Consider the following 17,662-nt stretch of genomic DNA (forward strand, 5'->3'; position numbering starts at 1 on the left):
TCATGCGCTTAGTCATAGTCAGCGGACGCTCCGGCTCCGGTAAAAGCACTGCCCTCGCCGTCCTTGAAGACAACGGTTTCTATTGCATCGACAACTTGCCAGCCGGCCTGCTGCCGGAACTGGCCGAGCGGGCGTTGATTCACACCGAGCTGGCGCAACCGCTGGTGGCCGTATCGATCGATGCGCGCAACCTGCCCAGCCACCTGTCCCGCTTCCCTCAGTTGCTTGAAGAGGTTCGCAGCCGACATATTCAGTGCGATGTGCTGTACCTGGATGCCGACGAAGAAACCCTGCTCAAGCGCTTCTCGGAAACCCGCAGGCGCCACCCGCTCAGCAGTGCGAGCCGCTCGCTGGCCGAGGCCATTCGCGATGAAACCCAGCTGCTGGGTCCGATTGCCGACCTCGCCGACCTGACCATCAACACCACCAACCTGAACCTGTACCAGCTGCGTGACACGATCAAGCTGCGCCTGCTGAACAAGCCGGAACCCGGTACTGCCTTTTTGGTGGAGTCGTTTGGCTTCAAGCGCGGGATGCCGGTGGATGCCGACCTGGTATTTGACGTGCGCTGCCTGCCCAACCCGTACTGGAAACCCGAGCTGCGCGAGCAGTCAGGGCTGGACCAGCCGGTTGCCGACTACCTGGCGGCACAGCCTGATGTCGAAGAAATGTACCAGGACATCTCCAGCTACCTGCTTAAATGGCTACCACGCTTTGCGGCCAGCAACCGCGCCTATGTGACCATCGGGATCGGCTGCACGGGCGGGCATCACCGTTCCGTGTACCTGACCGAACGCCTGGGCAAATGCCTGCAAGAAACTCTGAAGAACGTCCAGGTTCGCCACCGCGACCTTACTTGAAGGATCTACCCCGCGATGCCTGCAGTGGAAATTGAAATCATCAACAAACTGGGCTTGCACGCCCGTGCATCGGCAAAGTTTGTCGGCATCGCAGGGCAGTTTCCATGTCAGATCCAGGCGGGTCGCACCCCTGAGTCGATGGTCGATGGCAAAAGCATCATGGCCATGATGATGCTGGCTGCCGGCAAGGGCACCACCATCCACCTCAAAACCGAGGGTGAGAAGGAACAGGAAGCACTGGACGCACTGGTCGCGCTGATCAACAACTATTTTGATGAAGGCGAGTAACCGAACCGTGCATCAACCTGTAGCCGCTGCCTAAGGCTGCGATAAGGCCCGAAGGGTGTTCATGCCCACAAAAGCGCGACCGCTTCGCGCTCGATCGCAGCCTGCGGCAGCGGCTACAGACTTCACACCCAGATCACCCTCCCACCTGTAGCAGTTGACGAGTAGAACGAGGCTACGTCCGGTTTGGTGCGCCACTGCGACGCAGCCTCGCTCCGCGAGTCAGCTGCTACAAAGGCCCCTTGACCGGCAATAGAGTATCTACAGGTTAATCCCCCCTGCTCAGCCCAGCGCCGTATCCATCACCATCATCAGGCAAAAGCCGACGCACAAGCCCAGGCTTGCCAGCTTCTCGTGGCCATTGCGCCGCGACTCGGGGATGACTTCCTGGGTGACCACCAGCAGCATCGCCCCGGCCGCCAATGCCAACCCCAACGGCAACAATACTTCGGCCAGATTGACCAGCCAGGCACACAGCACCGCAAACACCGGCTCAACCAGCCCTGAAGCCGCGCCAATCAAGAACGCCTTGACCCGCGACATGCCCGCCCCAGCCAGCACCAGGGCAATTACCAGCCCCTCCGGCACATCCTGCAAGGCAATCCCCATCGCCAGGCTATCGGCATCTGGCATGCCGCCACCTGCCGACACCCCCACCGCCATGCCCTCAGGAATGTTGTGCGCCACAATCGCAATCACAAACAACCAGATGCGCGGTGCAATGACCGGCTCGCCGGGGCGACTGACAAAAACCTCCGGCCCGGCGCCAGACACCTTGCGATCCACCAGAAACAGGCAAAATGCGCCCAGCAGGATCCCCACGCTGATCAGCCCGCTGGCGGACCAGGGCGACAAACCCAGGCTTTGCGCGGCCGCAATGCCCGGCACGATCAGCGAAAAGGCCGTAGCCGCCAGCATTACCCCGGCCCCAAAACCCAACAAGGTATCGCTGACCGCCACCGGCATTTTTCGAATAACCAGTACCGGCACTGCACCTAGCGCCGTGCCCAACGCACACAACGCACCTCCCTGCAGCGCCCGCAGCAGCCTGGGTTCCAGATCCAGCCAGACCAACCCCTTGGCAACCAGCAAGGCCGTGCCCGCCAACAACAAGAGCGTACCGAAGGCATAGCGAAACATCCGCACGCCCCCGACCGCTAAAATTTGCGTGCCCATAATCCGCCTGAATCCTTTTCGGTGGGCTTAGCCAATCGCCGCTTGATAGCGTCGAGCTACTTCGGGCCAGTTGATCACGTTGTAGAACGCATTGATGTATTCCGGGCGACGGTTTTGATAACGCAGGTAATAAGCGTGTTCCCACACGTCCAGCCCCAGAATCGGCGTGTTGCCGTTCATCAGCGGGCTGTCCTGGTTACCGCTGCTTTCGATCACCAGTTTTTTTTGCGGGGTCACGCTCAACCAGGCCCAACCACTGCCAAAACGCGTCAGCGCCGCCTTGGTGAAGTTCTCCTTGAACGTCTCCAGTCCGCCCAACTGCTCGTCAATGGCCTTGGCCAGCGCACCTTCGGGCTTGCCCCCGCCTTTGGGGCTCATGACTTCCCAGAACAACGAGTGGTTGGCATGCCCGCCACCCTGGTTGATGACTGCCGCTCGCAGTTTTTCGGGTAACTGGTTAACACTGGCCACCAGTTTTTCCACCGGCCATTTGGCCCATTCGGTGCCCTCGACGGCCGCGTTGAGGTTATTGATATAGGTCTGGTGATGCTTGGTGTAGTGGATTTCCATGGTTTGCGCGTCAATATGCGGCTCAAGCGCGTCGTAGGCGTAAGGCAAGGCAGGCAAGGTATAAGTCATATCAATGTGCTCCTAAGTGATGGCCGCTAACGGTCGAGAACTCATGGCTGCTTTGAGCCACGTTGCTTTTGAGCAACAGATTGGAGCGCGGGTATTCGCCGTGCTCGCTGATAAAGTTCAAAAGCTCTACATAGGTCTTGCTGCTCTGACGCAGCGCCGCTTCGCGCAATGCGGTCGGCAGGCGCGGGCTCTGCATGGTTTGCAGCAACCGCTGGTGAATTGCGCAGAGGTATTCGACGCTCTCTTCCGGCTGGTTGAGGCGCAAGTGCAGATCCGCCAGGTTGTGGTGTGAAATGACACAGGCGGCCACTGCTTCGTCGGCATCACTCCAGCGCTCGAACAACACCTGGGCCAGCGCCAGTGCCTGCAGGTAGTGTTCGCGGGCATCGACCAGCTCGCCTTCGGCGAAACAGCGGTTGGCTCTTTCGATCGTGCGTTTCCAGTGCTCCATGTGAACCTCCAAAGCAGTGTTTATCGGGTTAAACGCCGCCGGCGGTCAGTTTTTCGGGGTCCAGCAGGACCTCGAGCTGGCTGCGCGACAGGTCGGTGTATTCGAGGGCCACGTCTATTACCGGGCGCCCCTGCTGGTAGGCGGTCTTGGCGATTTCGGCGGCCTTTTGATAGCCGATGATCGGGTTCAGCGCCGTGACCAGGATCGGATTGCGCGACAGCGCTTCCTTGAGCTTGGCTTCGTTGACCTTGAAACTGGCAATGGCCTTGTCGGCCAGCAGGCGGCTTGAATTGGCCATCAGCTCGATGCTGCTGAGTAGGTTTTGCGCAATGACCGGCAGCATCACGTTCAACTCAAAGTTGCCGGACTGGCCTGCCACGGTGATCACCGCGTCATTACCGATCACCTGCGCTGCGACCATCGCCGTAGCTTCCGGTATCACCGGGTTGACCTTGCCCGGCATGATCGACGAGCCCGGCTGCAACGCCTCAAGTTCGATCTCGCCCAGGCCGGCCAGGGGGCCGGAGTTCATCCAGCGCAGGTCGTTGGCGATTTTCATCAGTGACACTGCCGTGGCCTTCAACTGACCAGAAACAGCCACTGCGGTGTCCTGCGACCCAATCAGGGCAAACAGGTCCTTGCCCGGCGTGAAGACCACCCCGGTCAGCTCGCTGAGTTGCTGACTGAATAACGCAGCAAACTGCGGGTGGGCGTTAACCCCGGTGCCCACTGCGGTACCGCCCTGGGCCAGGGATTGCAGCGCCGGCTGCAGGTTGTGCAAATGCTCGATATTGGCCTTGAGTTGCTGCGCCCAGCCATTGAGCACCTGGCTCATGCGTACCGGCATGGCGTCCATCAAATGGGTGCGCCCGGTTTTGACATAGGCATGAACCTCGATCGCCTTGCGCTCGATAACCTGCACCAGATGGCTCAGCGCCGGCAGCAACTGCTCGTGCAGGCCCAGTGCAGCGCTGACATGGATGGTGGTCGGGATAATGTCGTTACTGCTTTGCCCGCAGTTGACGTGATCGTTGGGGTTCACCGGCTCGCCCAGCAACCGCGTGGCCAGGGTGGCAATCACTTCATTGGCATTCATGTTGGAACTGGTGCCCGAGCCGGTCTGGAAAATATCCACCGGAAAGTGCTCCATGTAATCGCCGGTCAGCAGGATTTGTGCCGCTTCGACAATGGCCTCGCCCTGCGCCGCCGTGATTTGCTTGAGCTCGACGTTGGCCTGGGCTGCGGCGGCTTTGGCGAGGATCAGCGCGCGGATGAATTGCGCAGGCATGCGTTGATGGCTGATCGGGAAGTTGTCGACCGCACGCTGGGTTTGCGCGCCGTATAGCGCGGCCTCAGGTACACGCAACTCACCCATGCTGTCGCGTTCGATACGAGTGTTACTCATCGGGAAATCCTTGCACCAGTTCTGTTAAAGAAATTGAAGGTTCGAGCTCGCAGGTTGCCAACTGCCAGGCAAAGCTTTGCCAGCGCTTGAGCCGGCAGTTGCACAGGGCTTGGGTTTCGAGGTCGCGCAGCGGGCGCCACGCGTTGTCCAGACACAGGGTGCGCCAGTGCCACGGCAGCGCGGTGTCGGTAGCGGTGTCGAGCAACAGCCGGAAGGTGGTCACGGCAATCAACCACGGGGAGGTGGCCGTACAGCCGGCAAGATAGCGGCCTTCGGCCAGGTAATGCTCGATCAGGCGCGGCTCGTTCGGTGCCAGCGCGCAACGGATCTGGCGGCTCATCCAGCGCCAGCTTTCTAGATACGGCCCTTCACGCAACGCAGAACTCATGACCCAGGCTCACTCGATAATGAGATTCATTATTAAGCGATATTGATTATCAAAACAAGCCTGCTAAAGGATGGGGTGCACAAACACAAAAAAGGCGTATCACCGATTCAGTGATACGCCTTGGCATGGAACAGAGCAGCGTTTAGCTACCCGCCACCATCATGCGTTCGATCAGCACCGAGCCGGTGCGGATATTGCTGCGCAGTTCCAGGTCGTTGCCCACGGCCACGATCTGTTTGAACATGTCGCGCATATTGCCGGCAATGGTCACTTCCTGAACCGGGAACTGGATTTCGCCATTCTCGACCCAGAAACCCGCCGCGCCACGGGAGTAGTCGCCGGTGACCATGTTCAGGCCGCTGCCCATCAGCTCCGTGACGAACAAACCACGGCCCATGCGCCGGATCAATGCCGCCTGGTCTTCGTCGCCGTGGGTCACGAACAGGTTATGCACGCCGCCGGCGTTGGCAGTGCTCGGCATGCCCAGCTTGCGTCCGGAGTAGGTGCTGAGGATGTACGAAACCAGCTCGCCGTCCTTGATAAACGGCTTGGCGTAGGTGGCCAGGCCGTCGTTGTCGAACGATGAGCTGCCCATGGCGCGCATCAGGTGCGGGCGCTCGTCCAGGGTCAGCCATTCAGGGAAAATTTGCTGGCCCATCGCATCGAGCAGGAACGACGACTTGCGGTACAGGTTGCCGCCCGAGATGGCACCCAGGAAACTGCCGAACAGGCCGCCAGCCAGTTCGGCCGAGAACAGCACCGGCACTTCGCAAGTGGGTACCGGACGCGAGCCAAGGCGGCGGGCAGCGCGCTCGGCGGCGCGCTGGCCAATGCTCACGGCGTCCATCAACAACTCGCCCTGGCAATTGACGTCATACCAGTAGTCACGCTGCATCTGGCCGTCACCTTCGGCGATCATCACGCAGCTGAGGCTATGCCGGGTGGAAGCCGAGCCACCGATAAAGCCATTGCTGTTGCCGTATACACGGCAGCCCTGATGGGTGCTGAGGGTGGTGCCATCGGCGTTCTTGATCCGGCTGTCGGCATCAAATGCTGCCGCTTCACAGGCCAGGGCCTTTTCAATGGCCTGCTCGGGGGTGATGTCCCAGGTGTGGAACACATCAAAGTCTTTCAGTTCACGCGCCATCAGGCTGGCATCGGCCAAACCCGAGCTTTCGTCTTCCGAAGTGTGTTTGGCGATCGCCAGGGCAGCAGCGACGGTTTCGCGGATGGCCTCCGGGCCGGTGGCCGAGGTGCTGGCCGAGCCTTTGCGCTGGCCTACATAGAGGGTGATGCCAAAACCCTGGTCACGGTTGAACTCTACGGTTTCAACTTCGCGCTGACGTACCGAGGTCGACAAACCCTGCTCCAGCGACACGGCGACTTCACAGGCGCTGGCGCCCTGGCGCCTGGCTTCGGCAATGATTTGCTCGACCTGTTCCTGCAGTGCCGGCAAGGCCTGCGGGCCGACGCTTTGAACTGCACTCATGGTTTTCTCCACTCAAATTCTGTTTTCGGCAGGGCCGCCGAGCGACCGGGCCGGACAAGCGGCCCCCGACTGGTTATCATGGCGGCGTTTCTTTGCGGACTGCCACCATGGTTGATTCTTACGACGACGCCTTCGACGGCGAAAAAAGCAAATCGCAGGTCAAACGCGAGCTTCATGCTCTGGTTGATCTGGGCGAGCGTCTCACGACACTCAAGCCTGACTTGCTGAACAAAATGCCCCTGACTGACGCTATGCGTAAGGCTTTGGCAGATGCTCCAAAACACACGGCTCATATTGCGCGCAAGCGCCATATGATGTTCATCGGCAAACTGATGCGCGATCAACCGCTTGACGAAATTCTTGCCTTGATCGATCAAGTCGATGCCTCTTCTCGCCAGTACAACGAACGTTTTCACAACCTCGAGCGCTGGCGTGATCGCTTGATCGAGGGTGATGACGCTGTACTGGAAAAGTTTGTTGCCGAGTTCCCTGAAGCCGACCGCCAGCAAATGCGTTCGGTGATACGTCAGGCCAAACACGAGCTGGCTCATAACAAGGCACCGGCTTCAAGCCGCAAATTGTTCAAGTACATCCGTGGGTTGGACGAGACTCAACGCGGTCTGCGTTAAGCCTCGTACCCGTGAAGGTTGCCTGGCAACCTTCACGGGACCTCCCCTCAACCGCCCGTACCGCCTACAGTGATCGCGTCAATCTTCAGGGTTGGCTGGCCGACACCTACCGGCACCGACTGCCCGTCCTTGCCACACGTTCCCACGCCGCTGTCCAGCGACAGGTCGTTGCCGACCATCGACACCTTGCTCATTGCTTCCGGTCCGTTGCCAATCAGGGTCGCGCCTTTGACTGGGCGAGTGATTTTGCCGTCTTCAATCAAATAGGCTTCGCTGGTGGAGAACACAAACTTGCCGCTGGTGATATCGACCTGACCACCGCCCAGGTTGGCGCAGTAGATGCCCTTTTTCACCGAGGCGATGATCTCCGCCGGATCGCTCTCGCCACCCAGCATGTAGGTGTTGGTCATGCGCGGCATCGGCAAGTGCGCATAGGATTCGCGACGGCCGTTGCCGGTGCGGGCCACGCCCATCAGGCGGGCATTGAGCTTGTCCTGCATGTAGCCCTTGAGCACGCCGTTTTCAATCAGGGTGGTGCACTCGGTCGGGGTACCTTCGTCATCCACGCTCAGCGAGCCACGGCGGCCGGCCAGGGTGCCGTCATCGACGATGGTGCACAGCTTCGAGGCGACCATTTCACCCATGCGCCCGCTGTAGGCAGAGCTGCCCTTGCGGTTGAAGTCGCCTTCCAGGCCGTGGCCCACGGCTTCGTGCAACAGCACGCCGGACCAGCCCGAGCCCAGCACCACTGGCATGGTGCCTGCCGGGGCCGGTACGGCTTCGAGGTTGACCAGTGCTTGGCGCAATGCTTCACGGGCATAACCCATTGCACGGTCGTCGGTGAGAAAGTAACGGTAGTCGGTACGCCCGCCACCGCCATGGCCGCCGCGTTCGCGACGGCCATTTTGCTCGACGATGACGCTGACATTGAAGCGCACCAGCGGGCGGATATCGGCAGCCAGACCACCGTCAGTGGAGGCCACCAGAATGCGTTCCCAGACCCCGGCCATGCTCACGGTGACTTGCTGGATCCGCGGGTCGAGGGCGCGGGTAGCGGCATCGACACGCTTGAGCAGCTCGACTTTTTCAGCGCGGCTGATGACTTCCAGCGGGTTGTCCGGGCCATACAGCTGAGCCACATCCTGAGTGGTGAACGCCTGCACCGTGCCGTTTTGTCCGGCGCGGGAAATCGAGCGGGCGGCGCGGGCGGCCTGCCCCAATGCGTCCAGGGTGATGGCATTGCTGTAGGCAAAGCCGGTCTTCTCGCCAGACTGGGCACGAACGCCTACACCCTGGTCGAGGTTAAAGCTGCCTTCTTTGACGATACCGTCTTCCAGCGCCCAGGATTCGGAGATCTGGCCCTGAAAGTACAGGTCTGCGGCGTCGATGCCCGGCCCGGCCAGGTCGCCCAATACGCTTTGCAGGCTTTCGATGGTGACACCGCCCGGTGCCAACAGGTGTTCGCTGACTGAGGTCAACAACTCGCTCATATTCACTCCGTCTTGGCCCCTGCTTCAGCATCTTTGAGTGCTGAACCCACGGGCCTGAAAAATCAGTTGTGTGGGAGCGGGCTTGCTCGCGTTGGCATCAATGCGGTGCAACGGTGACACCGCGTCGTCTGCATCGCGAGCAAGCCCGCGCCCACCTAAATTAGCTGGGCGTTAAACCGCCGATGGCTCACCACCGGCATGCGTGCCCGGATATCCGCTTGCTCAGCGGCATCGCGGCGGGCCAGTAATACTCCCTCGCCTTGCGCCTGCTCGGCCAGCACCCGCCCCCAGGGGTCGATAATGGCTGCATGCCCCCAGGTTTCCCGCGGGCCGGGGTGGATGCCGCCCTGGGCCGCTGCGAGGATGTAGCACTGGGTTTCAATGGCGCGGGCGCGAATGAGTACCTCCCAATGGGCCTCGCCCGTGACCGCAGTAAAGGCCGAGGGCGCCGTAATCAGTTCAGCGCCAGCGGCGCGTAGCTCACTGTACAGCTCCGGGAAGCGCAGGTCATAACATACGCTCAGGCCCAGCTTGCCGACCGGGGTATCTGCCACGACCACACGCCCTCCATGAGCATAGTCATCAGACTCACGGTAGCGGCCACGGTTATCGGACACATCCACGTCAAACAAGTGCAGTTTGTCGTATCGAGCAGTGCATTGACCCTCGGCATTGATGAGCAGCGAACAGGCATTGACCTTGGCTTGAGGTTGACCCTCTGGCGGCAGAGGCAAAGTGCCAGCCACTATCCATAACTTGAGGTCGCGGGCGGTCTGTTTCAACCAGGGCAGGATCGGGCCCTCGCCCAAGGCCTCGGCGCGGCCGATGGCGGCAGTATCGCGACGGCCCATTGCGGCAAAGTTCTCGGGCAACACGGCCAGTTGCGCACCGCCTTGGGCAGCCTCCTCCAGCAGGCGACGAGCCTGGGCCAGATTGGCCAGGACATCGCTCTGGCTGACCATTTGAATCACTGCTAGCGACATGACGTATTCCTGATCGAAAAAACCCTTTTGTGGGAGTCGGGCTTGCCCGCGATGGCATCGCCGCGATTTGCCTCACATATCTCGGCGCCCGCATCGCAGGCAAGCCAGCTCCCACTGGTTTTGTGGGAGCCGGACCTGAGGACAATGCTACGCCTAGTTTTTTTCAAAAGGCTTGTCGAAGGTGATTTTCGGATCGTTCCACGGGCCCTGGATGCTGTATTGCACGCTGGCGAAACGCGACACCTGGTCACCGATCAGCTTGTTGAGCAGGAACATCGCCCCGCCCGCTGCCGGCCCGCCCACCAACAGCGCAGCAAGGGGCAGGTTATTGGTCACGGGCAAGGTCACCAGCAGCTTGGCGTCGACCCGGTCGGTGACCATGTTCAATGTACCGTTAAGTTCCAGATTGGTGGACGGCCCGGTCATCAGGATCGGCTTGCCTGTGCTGTACACGCCGCTGCGGGCATTGAGCACGCCCTTGACCCGGTCATAGCTCAGGCCCTTGCCGAACAGGTCGGAGAAGTCCAGGCGCAGGCGACGGCCAATGGCGTTGAAGTTGAGCAAGCCAAAAATGCGCAGCACCTGGGCGCTGCCGTCGACTTCCACAAACTGCCCCTTGTTGAGCGAGGCGTCCAGTGTGCCGGAGAAACGCTTGAGGCCAATCCACGCTGGCGAACCGGGCCAGTTGCCATCGATGTCCACATGAAAGTTGTCGCTGGTGACGCTGGGGGCAAAGCCCCAGTTCTTCAGCACCGTGGCCAGGTTGCCGCCACCCAGGCGCCCCTGGTACCAGCTCTTGCTGTTACCCGCCACCCCTTCCCAACCGCCCGAACCTTCAAGCAGCATGCCTTTGAGCCCCAGGTTGAGGCTGGTCAGGCTGATGCCGCGGCTGTTGGGCCGAATGTTGAGCGACCAGGCACCCAGCAACTCAGAGCCCTGGTAAAGCTGGCGAATAATGATGTCCAGCGCCGGTATTTTACGCGGGTCGACCGCCGCCAGCGGATCGGGGGCGTTGTCATCCGCCACCACCTTGGGGTCGGGGGCCGGCAGGCGAATGGTCTGCATATTGACCACAATCGGCGCGTTTTTCGCATCCGGCAGGGTCACTGCACCAATGGCCTGCTTGCTGTCGATTTGCAGCGCCCAGGAGGCGGCGACGCGCTTCATGACCAGACGCACCTGATCCAATTGGGTGCCGAAGGCAATCAACTTGCCGACTTTAAAGTCCGCACTGCTGAGCAGTTGTTTGGCACTGCCGCCCGGGTCATTGCCGGCATAACGCTCCACCAGCGCCTGCCAGGGGGCTACGTCGAGTTCCGACAGCACACCGCGAATACGCAGGCCCTTGGTAGTCGGCAATACCGGGGCACCACTGCCCAAAAACAGCTCGCCGCGCCCGTCTTCGAACTTGCCGTCGGGCGCGGCAAAGGTCAGGTTGGCCAGATCACCGTAGTCAAACCAGTAACGCCGTTCGGCACCTTGCAGGGTCATACGGAACACACTGTTGCGACTTTCATTGGCCGCCAGCCCAAAGGGCGCAGGCAAATCAACCACCGCCCCCTTGAGGCTGGAGCTGACCCGCAACTGGCTGTCGGCACCGTCGAGGGTGAGTTGCAATTGATATGGCAAATCGCCGCTTATAGGGATCGGTTGATTGAACTTGAGCCAGTCCGTGAGCTTTTTCACCCCCACCTGACCGCTGGCCACTACCCGGGTGCTGATACGACCGGGCTTACCATCGGCAAAAATCTGCGCGGTGATCGGGCGATCGAACGCCCGCGCACTGATGCCCTTGCCGCTCAGGCCCTTGGCACTGTCGAAGCGAAAATCGCCCTTGAGCTGGGTCAGCTCAAGCTCGGGTTCACTGATTTTCAGGCGGGCCTTGTCGGTGCTGAAGCCCACCAGGATTTTCGGCTCCACGCTTTTTTCCAGCGGGATATCCAGATCAACGCGGCCCTTGAGCGAACCTTCGCCCTGCCAGCCAGCAAAGGTTTCGGCGGTGCCAATGGGGGCTTCCTGAAGGATTTTCAGGCCGTCGCCCAGCCCACCATCAAAATTCCCGTCCAGAAACAGATGGCTGACCTTGCCTGCTGGCACATGCGGGATGTTGACGGCCACGTTGCGCACCTGGGTGTCGAGCAACTGGCCTTTGCTGGCCATGATCCGCACGCCGCTGTCTTCGATAAACACGTCGCCCGAGACATCACGCACATGGGGCCAGCCAGGCTGGAACGCCAGTTCGGCGCCATGCACCTTGAAAAACAGGCTGATATTGCGCGCCGCCGCGACGGCGTCGTGGCTCAGGGAGCCCTGGTACTGGAAAAAACCTTCTTCAACCGCACCCTTGATAATCGCCGTGCTCAGCCATTCGGTCAGGGCCGGGCTCAGCACTTCAGGCAGGTATTTGGGGGTGAAACGGCCGTCGCCATCAGTGAGACCAACCCGCAGGTCCATGTAGTCTTCTTGGGAATGATCGAGGTGGATACGGATCAAAAAGTCCGCCGCGATTTTACCTTCTTCACCCAGCACTTTGATGTAGGGCGCAATCAGGGTGAAGCTGTCCTTGTTCAGGGTCCAGGTCAGCAGGGCATTGGCTTGCAGGTACTGCCAGGGCTTGGCGAAGATCGGGTCCAGGTGCAGCATGAAGTCCTTGCTGTCCAGGCGCAGTTCGCCCTTGCCCAGATCACCGCTGATCAGGCCACTGACGTTGCGCGCCGCCGGAGCACCGTGGGTGGCATTGAAGCCGACCTGCTCCAGATTGGCCGCGAAACTGATTTTTTGATCGTCCGTGGCGGCCGGACGATAGTCGGCCAGTACATTGCGCAATGTGCCCGTCACGCTCAACTGGTCGATAACGGTGGCGACGGCCTCCGGCACGGGGGCCAGCGAGTCCATCAGCGGCGTGATCGGCGTTAGGTCCAGGCGATCGGCCTGCAGGTGCCAGCGCTCCTGCTCCTTGTCCGTGGCCGCGAACTGCTGCAATTGCAGACGGGTTTCCCAACGGGTCTTGCCCAGGTTCATGGCCAATGAATCGAGCACCACCTTGAAGCCCTGCTTGCCGCGCTCGGCCCAGGCATGCAGGGCCAGGTTTTCGATGGTCTCGGGTTTGCGCCCGGCATAGGCGCCGCTCAGTTTGGGCGCATTCAGGCGCGCCACGGCGCTCTGCACCGAGCCCTTGCTCCAGTTGAACCAGAGTTCGCCACCCGCCTTGAGCTCAGAGACTTTCCACGGCGCAATCAGCGAGGCCGGCAGCCACTTGGCCCAGTCACTTTGCGGCAGGCTTACATAGGCCTGGGCCGCGCCGTCACGCCAATGGCTGGCCTGGACCTGGGTGCTGAGGCTCAACGCCACGGGCTGGCCATCGGGCAAGGTCAGGCGCGCATCGAGGCGCTGGTCCGAGGCGCCGACGTCCAGGGTCAGCCCTACATAGGTCAGGGTCAGCGGGGCTTGCTTGTAGGGTTCCAGGGTCACCTGGCTGTCGAGCACCGACAATCGCGCCACATGCTGCAACTGGGTGAGCAACTGCTCAGGGTCCAGCGGCTGGTCGTCCTGCACTGGCAGCCCCTCGAGGGTCCAGTGGCCGTGCTCATCCTGGCGCAGGCTCAGTTGCAGGCCATTAAGCTGCACGCGGGCAATGCGGATATCGCGGTTCAACAGGCTGGCCAACACATCGGGCACCACCTGCACTTCGTCCAGGCGCAGGGCACTGTTACCCTCGCCGACCATCACATCGTGGGCCTTCAGTACCGGCACCATGCCGCTCCAGCTTCCCTCAAGGCTGCCAATGGTCAATGGCATGCCCAGGGCGTCACGGGCTTTGTTCTGAACCTCTACGCGGTATTCGGCAATCAGCGGGGTCAATTCACGGCCGATGCTGACGTACAACGCCGTCAGCACCAAAACCAGAGCGCATGCGCCCAACCCCCAACGGGTCAGCGCGGCAAAAAAGCGTGTCAGACGCTCCATGTCAGGTGGCCCCTTCAGTAATGATCGAAGGAGCCGGGTTCAGCCCCTTTGTAACGCTATACGACGCTTGATACTTCAGAGCAGCACCACGTCGTATTGTTCCTGGGAATACATGGTTTCGACCTGAAAGCGAATCGTGCGCCCGATAAAGCCTTCGAGTTCCGCGACATTGCCCGACTCTTCATCCAGCAGGCGGTCGACCACCCGCTGGTTGGCCAGGACCCGATAACCGGTGGCTTGATAGGCCCGCGCCTCACGCAGGATTTCGCGGAAAATCTCGTAGCAGATGGTTTCCGGGGTTTTCAGCTTGCCCCGGCCCTGGCAGCACACGCACGGCTCGCACAAGACCTGCTCCAGGCTCTCGCGGGTACGCTTGCGGGTCATCTGCACCAGGCCCAGCTCGGTGATGCCGATGATGTTGGTCTTGGCGTGGTCGCGCTCCAGCTGTTTTTCCAGGGTGCGAATCACCTGGCGCTGGTGCTCTTCATCTTCCATGTCGATGAAGTCGATGATGATGATACCGCCCAGGTTGCGCAGGCGCAGTTGACGGGCAATGGCGGTGGCGGCTTCGAGGTTGGTCTTGAAGATGGTTTCTTCAAGGTTGCGATGGCCCACAAACGCGCCCGTGTTGACGTCGATGGTGGTCATGGCTTCAGCCGGGTCCACCACCAGATAACCGCCGGACTTGAGCGGCACCTTGCGGTCCAGGGCTTTCTGGATTTCGTCTTCAACGCCGTACAAATCGAAAATCGGCCGTTCGCCCGGGTAGTGCTCAAGGCGGTCGGCGATTTCCGGCATCAGTTCGGCCACAAACTGCGTGGTCCGCTGGAAGGTTTCCCGCGAATCGATGCGAATTTTCTCGATCTTGGGGCTGACCAGATCGCGCAAGGTGCGCAGTGCCAGGCCCAGGTCTTCGTAGATCACCGTCGGCGCGCCAACGGTCTTGATCTGGGCGCCGATCTGGTCCCACAAGCGCCGCAGGTAGCGGATGTCCATGAGGATCTCATCCGCGCCGGCCCCTTCGGCCGCCGTGCGCAGGATAAACCCGCCGGCTTCCTTGATACCTTCCTGGGCCACGCAATCGCTGACCACCTGCTTGAGGCGTTCACGCTCGGCTTCGTCTTCGATCTTCAGGGAGATGCCGACATGGGCGGTACGCGGCATGTACACCAGGTAGCGCGAAGGAATCGACAGTTGCGTGGTCAGGCGTGCGCCTTTGGAACCAATCGGGTCTTTGGTGACTTGCACCACCAGGCTCTGGCCTTCATGCACCAGGGTACCGATGCTCTCAACGGCCTGGCCTTCACGCAGGGAAATTTCGGAGGCATGGATAAAAGCCGCACGATCCAGGCCAATATCGACAAAGGCAGCCTGCATACCGGGCAAAACCCTGACAATCTTGCCTTTGTAGATATTGCCGACAATGCCCCGGCGCTGGGTACGCTCGACATGCACCTCTTGCAGAACACCGTTCTCTACCACCGCCACGCGCGATTCCATCGGCGTGATGTTGATCAGGATCTCTTCACTCATGGCTGGGTCTCGTTCAGGCGTCATCACAGTAGTGCCACGTCTCGTAGGTGCCGTATTCAGCGCACGGTAAGGTTTTGCCAACAGGGTATGCCGAAATGCCCGAGCAGTTCTGCGGTTTCGCACACGGGCAGGCCCACTACAGCGGAATAGCTGCCATTGAGCCCCGCGACAAACACCGCGGCCAGCCCCTGGATAGCATAACCACCGGCCTTGTCCTGGGGTTCGCCGCTGGCCCAGTACAGGCGGGCTTCTTGTGTACTGATGTTACGAAAGCGCACCTGGCTGCGCACCACACGGGTTTCGCAGCGCCCGGCGTCCATGATCGCGATGGCGGTCAACACCTCATGCTCGCGCCCGGACAGCGCCATGAGCATAGCCAAGGCATCGGCCTCGTCGACCGGTTTGCCCAGAATGCGTTCATCCAGCACCACGGCCGTGTCGGCACCCAGCACGCAGAACGCACCGTTGGGTGGAGTGTTTGACAAGTGTTGGTGCCCGGCCCGGGCCTTATCGAGCGCCAGACGCTCGACATAGGCCAGCGGGGATTCATTCGGCAGGGGCGTTTCGTCAATGGCGGCACTGACCGTTTCAAACGGCACGCCGATTTGCGTCAGCAGCTCACGCCGCCGCGGTGAGCCGGAAGCCAGATAAAGTGAAGTCATCAAGACATCTCCCTGTCGAGGTGAACAAACCAGGAAATGGCTCGTATCCAGTTAATTGATTTTGAAACGTCGGCACAGCCCGCGCAGCCCGTAGCTGATCCACGGCCACAGCAAGGCACTGACCACGCCCGGCAATACCAGCGCCAGGGTCGGCTGGCGATTGCCAGTCAAGGCACTGAGCCACAACTGGGCAAGCTGGGCCAGACCGAAGATCACCAGCAACACCAGGCATTGCTGCCACATCGGGAACACCCGCAGGCGCTGCTGAAGGGACAGAACCAGGAAAGTGATCAGGGTCAGCGTCAGGGCATTCTGCCCCAGCAGCGTGCCATACAGCACATCTTCGGCCAGGCCCAGGCAAAACGCGGTGACCATGCCCACTTTATGCGGCATGTACAAGGCCCAGAAGGCCAGCAACAAGGCCAGCCAGAGCGGGCGCAGGATTTCCATGAACTGTGGCATCGGTGAAATGCTGAGCAACAGGCCGATGGCAAACGTCAGCCAGATCATCCAGCCGTTACGCGAACGGGTACTCGCCATTTATTGCCTCTCCCGGGTAGTGGCCGGCACGGCGGCTGGCGGCTTGGCGGCAGGGGTTGCAGCTGGCACAGGCTTTTTAACGGCCTTGGGTTCGGTCACCGCAGGTGCAGGAACGGCTGGGACGGCCGCCGGGGCAACCGTTGGCGCCGGCTTGGGCACGGTGGTCGGAATGATCGGCGCCGGTTCACCATTCTGCTCGGCCTGTTGCGCCTTGGCCGCGTCGTTGGCCCGCTCTTCAGGAGTGCGGCTGTCACTGAATACCAGCAACAGGTAACGGCTGCGGTTCAGGGCTGCGGTCGGCACGGCGCGCACAATGGCAAAAGGCTGGCCGGAGTCGTGAATCACTTCCTTGACCGTTGCCACCGGGTAACCGGCAGGGAAACGCTGCCCCAGACCCGAGCTGACCAGCAGGTCGCCCACCTTGATATCGGCCGTGTCGGCGACATGACGCAATTCAAGGCTTTCAGGGTTGCCGGTACCGCTGGCAATCGCCCGCAAGCCATTACGGTTCACCTGTACCGGAATACTGTGGGTGGTATCGGTCAGCAACAACACACGTGAGGTGTAGGGCATCAACTCGACCACCTGGCCCATCAGCCCGCGTGCATCAAGCACCGGCTGCCCCAATACAACGCCATCGCGCTCACCCTTGTTGATGATGATGCGATGAGTGAAGGGGTTGGGGTCCATGCCGATCAACTCGGCCACTTCAACCTTTTCGTTGACCAGCGCAGAAGAGTTGAGCAACTCGCGCAGGCGCACGTTCTGCTCGGTCAAGGCGGCCAGCTTTTGCATGCGGCCTTGAAGCAGAAGGTTTTCGGTCTTGAGTTTTTCGTTCTCGGCCACCAGTTCGGTACGGCTGCCGAACTGACTGGCCACGCCCTGCCACAAGCGCTGCGGCAAATCGGTGATCCAGTAGGACTGCATCAGCACCAGCGACATTTGACTGCGCACGGGCTTGAGCAACGTGAAGCGAGCGTCCACTACCATCAGCGTGACCGATAGCACGACCAGCACCAGAAAGCGCACGCCCAATGAGGGGCCTTTGGAAAAGAGCGGTTTAATAAGCCGCTCCTCCGGGGCAAGTGTTCAATTTATTCATGCGGCTTCAAGCGGCCTGGATGAAGATTGACAAAAGATAAACGCCAAAAGGCAGCACTGCAAAG

16 protein-coding genes are annotated in these 17,662 nt (G+C 60.8%); 3 read left to right on the plus strand and 13 right to left on the minus strand.

What is annotated here, in order from left to right; translation table 11 throughout:
- Nucleotides 1-2: 2 nt before the first annotated feature.
- Nucleotides 3-860 carry an RNase adapter RapZ gene (gene rapZ / locus BLU25_RS10250; protein WP_016781794.1) on the plus strand — a complete coding sequence of 286 codons (858 nt, stop codon included), beginning with the start codon at nt 3-5 and terminating at the stop codon, nt 858-860.
- A gap of 15 nt (nt 861-875) precedes the next feature.
- The gene (locus BLU25_RS10255; RefSeq protein ID WP_016781793.1) at nt 876-1,148 is read left to right on the plus strand and encodes an HPr family phosphocarrier protein; all 273 of its coding nucleotides are present in this window, start codon (nt 876-878) and stop codon (nt 1,146-1,148) included.
- Nucleotides 1,149-1,427: 279 nt separating this feature from the next.
- Here the strand turns inward: BLU25_RS10255 and BLU25_RS10260 are convergent, their stop codons facing one another.
- The 6 genes from BLU25_RS10260 to pmbA form a co-directional block, all read right to left on the minus strand.
- Nucleotides 1,428-2,321: a ZIP family metal transporter gene (locus BLU25_RS10260; RefSeq protein ID WP_083369629.1), complete on the minus strand. Its 894-nt coding sequence runs from the start codon at nt 2,319-2,321 to the stop codon at nt 1,428-1,430.
- Between the two features lie 27 nt (nt 2,322-2,348).
- Entirely contained in the window at nt 2,349-2,960 is a 612-nt protein-coding gene (locus BLU25_RS10265) for a superoxide dismutase (protein ID WP_016781791.1), read from the minus strand.
- Nucleotide 2,961: 1 nt separating this feature from the next.
- The gene (locus tag BLU25_RS10270) at nt 2,962-3,411 is read right to left on the minus strand and encodes a hypothetical protein (protein ID WP_016781790.1); all 450 of its coding nucleotides are present in this window, start codon (nt 3,409-3,411) and stop codon (nt 2,962-2,964) included.
- 28 nt (nt 3,412-3,439) lie between these two features.
- A complete protein-coding gene (locus BLU25_RS10275) occupies nt 3,440-4,816 on the minus strand; it encodes a class II fumarate hydratase (protein ID WP_016781789.1) in 1,377 nt (458 codons plus the stop codon).
- Complete coding sequence (locus BLU25_RS10280) at nt 4,809-5,204, minus strand: hypothetical protein (RefSeq protein ID WP_016781788.1); 396 nt, start codon at nt 5,202-5,204, stop codon at nt 4,809-4,811. The genes BLU25_RS10275 and BLU25_RS10280 overlap by 8 nt, the downstream gene beginning before the upstream one ends.
- Nucleotides 5,205-5,346: 142 nt before the next feature.
- Nucleotides 5,347-6,693, minus strand: a complete 1,347-nt coding sequence (gene pmbA, locus BLU25_RS10285) for a metalloprotease PmbA (RefSeq protein WP_016781787.1) — start codon at nt 6,691-6,693, stop codon at nt 5,347-5,349.
- Nucleotides 6,694-6,800: 107 nt separating this feature from the next.
- Between pmbA and yjgA the strand changes: the two genes are divergently transcribed.
- A complete protein-coding gene (gene yjgA / locus BLU25_RS10290; RefSeq protein WP_016781786.1) occupies nt 6,801-7,322 on the plus strand; it encodes a ribosome biogenesis factor YjgA in 522 nt (173 codons plus the stop codon).
- A 47-nt stretch (nt 7,323-7,369) separates the two neighbouring features.
- On the opposite strand, the gene tldD is transcribed toward yjgA, so the two are convergent.
- From tldD to mreC, 7 genes are all read right to left on the minus strand, one after another.
- Entirely contained in the window at nt 7,370-8,812 is a 1,443-nt protein-coding gene (gene tldD / locus BLU25_RS10295; RefSeq protein WP_016781785.1) for a metalloprotease TldD, read from the minus strand.
- 155 nt (nt 8,813-8,967) lie between these two features.
- Complete coding sequence (locus BLU25_RS10300; protein WP_016781784.1) at nt 8,968-9,795, minus strand: carbon-nitrogen hydrolase family protein; 828 nt, start codon at nt 9,793-9,795, stop codon at nt 8,968-8,970.
- A 153-nt stretch (nt 9,796-9,948) separates the two neighbouring features.
- On the minus strand, nt 9,949-13,761 hold the full coding sequence (locus BLU25_RS10305) for a YhdP family protein (RefSeq protein WP_016781783.1): 3,813 nt from the start codon (nt 13,759-13,761) through the stop codon (nt 9,949-9,951).
- A gap of 75 nt (nt 13,762-13,836) precedes the next feature.
- Nucleotides 13,837-15,294, minus strand: a complete 1,458-nt coding sequence (gene rng, locus BLU25_RS10310; protein WP_016781782.1) for a ribonuclease G — start codon at nt 15,292-15,294, stop codon at nt 13,837-13,839.
- A 56-nt stretch (nt 15,295-15,350) separates the two neighbouring features.
- Nucleotides 15,351-15,956, minus strand: coding sequence for a Maf family protein (locus tag BLU25_RS10315; RefSeq protein ID WP_016781781.1), 606 nt, complete (start codon nt 15,954-15,956; stop codon nt 15,351-15,353).
- A gap of 51 nt (nt 15,957-16,007) precedes the next feature.
- Nucleotides 16,008-16,496 carry a rod shape-determining protein MreD gene (gene mreD, locus BLU25_RS10320; RefSeq protein WP_016781780.1) on the minus strand — a complete coding sequence of 163 codons (489 nt, stop codon included), beginning with the start codon at nt 16,494-16,496 and terminating at the stop codon, nt 16,008-16,010.
- Entirely contained in the window at nt 16,497-17,561 is a 1,065-nt protein-coding gene (gene mreC, locus BLU25_RS10325; protein WP_083369630.1) for a rod shape-determining protein MreC, read from the minus strand.
- Nucleotides 17,562-17,662: the final 101 nt, after the last annotated feature.

This window comes from Pseudomonas fragi (assembly GCF_900105835.1).
Taxonomy (GTDB): domain Bacteria; phylum Pseudomonadota; class Gammaproteobacteria; order Pseudomonadales; family Pseudomonadaceae; genus Aquipseudomonas; species Aquipseudomonas fragi.

Excerpts from the sequence above, each read along its gene's own strand:
- pmbA (WP_016781787.1), bottom strand. The coding sequence starts at position 6,693 with ATGAGTGCAGTTCAAAGCGTCGGCCCGCAGGCCTTGCCGGCACTGCAG.
- tldD (WP_016781785.1), bottom strand. The coding sequence starts at position 8,812 with ATGAGCGAGTTGTTGACCTCAGTCAGCGAACACCTGTTGGCACCGGGC.
- BLU25_RS10305 (WP_016781783.1), bottom strand. The coding sequence starts at position 13,761 with ATGGAGCGTCTGACACGCTTTTTTGCCGCGCTGACCCGTTGGGGGTTG.
- BLU25_RS10260 (WP_083369629.1), bottom strand. The coding sequence starts at position 2,321 with ATGGGCACGCAAATTTTAGCGGTCGGGGGCGTGCGGATGTTTCGCTAT.
- BLU25_RS10315 (WP_016781781.1), bottom strand. The coding sequence starts at position 15,956 with ATGACTTCACTTTATCTGGCTTCCGGCTCACCGCGGCGGCGTGAGCTG.
- mreD (WP_016781780.1), bottom strand. The coding sequence starts at position 16,496 with ATGGCGAGTACCCGTTCGCGTAACGGCTGGATGATCTGGCTGACGTTT.
- BLU25_RS10300 (WP_016781784.1), bottom strand. The coding sequence starts at position 9,795 with ATGTCGCTAGCAGTGATTCAAATGGTCAGCCAGAGCGATGTCCTGGCC.
- BLU25_RS10280 (WP_016781788.1), bottom strand. The coding sequence starts at position 5,204 with ATGAGTTCTGCGTTGCGTGAAGGGCCGTATCTAGAAAGCTGGCGCTGG.
- BLU25_RS10265 (WP_016781791.1), bottom strand. The coding sequence starts at position 2,960 with ATGACTTATACCTTGCCTGCCTTGCCTTACGCCTACGACGCGCTTGAG.
- rapZ (WP_016781794.1), top strand. The coding sequence starts at position 3 with ATGCGCTTAGTCATAGTCAGCGGACGCTCCGGCTCCGGTAAAAGCACT.
- rng (WP_016781782.1), bottom strand. The coding sequence starts at position 15,294 with ATGAGTGAAGAGATCCTGATCAACATCACGCCGATGGAATCGCGCGTG.
- BLU25_RS10255 (WP_016781793.1), top strand. The coding sequence starts at position 876 with ATGCCTGCAGTGGAAATTGAAATCATCAACAAACTGGGCTTGCACGCC.
- yjgA (WP_016781786.1), top strand. The coding sequence starts at position 6,801 with ATGGTTGATTCTTACGACGACGCCTTCGACGGCGAAAAAAGCAAATCG.
- BLU25_RS10270 (WP_016781790.1), bottom strand. The coding sequence starts at position 3,411 with ATGGAGCACTGGAAACGCACGATCGAAAGAGCCAACCGCTGTTTCGCC.
- BLU25_RS10275 (WP_016781789.1), bottom strand. The coding sequence starts at position 4,816 with ATGAGTAACACTCGTATCGAACGCGACAGCATGGGTGAGTTGCGTGTA.